The organism is Abyssisolibacter fermentans (genome assembly GCF_001559865.1).
In the GTDB taxonomy this organism is placed as follows: domain Bacteria; phylum Bacillota; class Clostridia; order Tissierellales; family MCWD3; genus Abyssisolibacter; species Abyssisolibacter fermentans.
This window is the reverse complement of record NZ_LOHE01000003.1, coordinates 1-2,019: the sequence shown is the minus strand read 5'-3', so window position 1 is coordinate 2,019 and position 2,019 is coordinate 1. Positions and strand designations below refer to the sequence as shown.

Below are 2,019 nucleotides of genomic sequence, written 5' to 3'. Positions count from 1 at the left end.
ATTCTTATTGTATCATTTATACGTAGGATTCACTAAACACTCCTAACCTTTACTTTCGAGTTCCACTCTATCCTCCGTTAGGCAGTCCCTTTCGGGTTGGCAGCTTTCAAACATGAATTGCCCTCTTAACAACTCTTATTAACTTATTGTCAAGTCCTTCCCTTACCTAAACTTTCGAAAAGGCTCATACGTACTATGACTTGAATGTTCAGCTATACCTCTCGGTATAGGTTACTGAGTGAGAAAGTTCATTCTCATGCAAAGCATATCATTCAGATCTCCCTAGGTAAGGTGCAACAACTTTCATCCCATGTAACCGCTGTATCTACTGTATGGAGTTCGGGCAGTATTGGACTTTGCTTTGTTTAGTAATCTAATCCGCTCCAAGTCAGCCTCTTATACAGTTTCTGTTCCGTCGATTCGGGATTTTGCCTTCAACTTCCTTCAGATTCCACCTCACGATAGACACCCTTGTCTTTAGCTAACAGTTCCTACTGCCAAGCCTGTAATGGACTTTCACCACCAAGTTGTTGCCCATGCTGGGCGCACTAAAAAGAGAACACAAGCAGAAATGCCATGTCCTCTTATACATTCGATTTTAATTTTGTTAAACTTGCACTTTTATTTTTCCCGGTATTCAGCATAATGTTCACTTAATACATATTCAATAACCCAAATTTTGGGGATCATATAGGTATTGCGAATGTAAAAATGCTTTACATGGTTTCCACGTAAAAGTTTTCGTGCTGTACTATCAGCAATTCCACCTAACATAGATCTAAATTCATCCAGAGTAACTACGTCAAGATATGGCTCAAAAATTTGCTCATAATATTCTTCATTTCTCACAGACAGTCATCAGCTCCTAAATTATTACTTATCAGTGGTAGGAGTAACTGTTACAAAAAAGTATTGATTGATATTAATAATGGTGTTGCAGAAGGTAAACCTGTTATTCACCCCTCCAATATCCCTCCAACGTACAAAATTTATCTCAAAATTGGTTTTTTATTTAAACTTTGAAACGATGAGATATCGGGAGGTTAAAGTGCTTCAAATGCCCATTTTACAAGGCTTTAAGCGGTCTGTAACTTCCAATGAAGTAGAGTAATTTCTTGATAGTTCCAAATGTTTTGCAAAACTCAAAATCCGTTGTCCGTGAGGGCGTGTGGGTTCGAGTCCCACCACCGGCACCATTAAAAAGGGGCTGTCGGAAAATAGTAAATTTCAGCCCCTTAAATAGAATTTAAATAAAATCGCTAGATTGAAAGACTTATTAAATCCTTTTTTAATCTAGTGGTTTTATTTTTAATATACGTATTCTAATTTTGGGTATAACAAAAAAAGGTATTAAATATTTTATAAGCAATTTTTTGTTATGCTAGTTTTTCTACCTTTTCACTCTCATATTTCTTGATTTTCCCATGTTTAAATCTATGATATTTATTTATGTTACGCCCTATTGCATAAAGCATAAATTCTTTATAGACTTTTTCTGAAGATCTATAATTGAATCGTCTAAATTTATTATTCTCTTTTATGTCTCCAAAATGACCCTCTGTTTGAATTGACCGTATTTGCCTGTTTATTATACCCTGTTCACTTTGGATATTTTTATGAGATTCATTCTTCAAATTCTCCCAAATTTCATTCACTCTCATAGTTTTATTTTTATTTGCATGCTTATTATATTTATAAAGACATTTAGGTTTTAAGCTGCAACCACTACAATTGCTACAAGCATATACTTCAAAAGTTCTTTTTATATTTCCTTGTTTTCTTGACTCTGTCCCCTTATGGATTAGCTTTCTACCATCAACACATATATAATAAGGTGTTGCTTCATCAGTACATTTTCTCATATTTTTCCTATGTCATTATAATAGGCTCTTGTTTCATCTTTTCATGAACTTGTAATTTTATATAGCTTTTTATTGAATTCTCTTTTAGATAAAGTAGATTTTGTTCACTACTATATCCACTATCTGCTGTAACTTCTTTTGGGTTACACCCTAATGA

The 2,019-nt window shown here is 34.2% G+C and carries 2 protein-coding genes; both read right to left on the bottom strand.

Translation table 11 applies throughout. The features are described 5' to 3' along the window. Positions 1-621 precede the first annotated feature (621 nt). Entirely contained in the window at positions 622-849 is a 228-nt protein-coding gene (locus AYC61_RS00900) for a hypothetical protein (protein ID WP_066495447.1), read from the bottom strand. A gap of 527 nt (positions 850-1,376) precedes the next feature. Beyond that, positions 1,377-1,862: a transposase gene (locus AYC61_RS00895; RefSeq protein ID WP_066495446.1), complete on the bottom strand. Its 486-nt coding sequence runs from the start codon at positions 1,860-1,862 to the stop codon at positions 1,377-1,379. Positions 1,863-2,019 lie beyond the last annotated feature (157 nt).

What these genes read in the sequence shown, in the direction of transcription:
- AYC61_RS00895 (WP_066495446.1), bottom strand. Translation starts at nt 1,862, where the DNA reads ATGAGAAAATGTACTGATGAAGCAACACCTTATTATATATGTGTTGAT.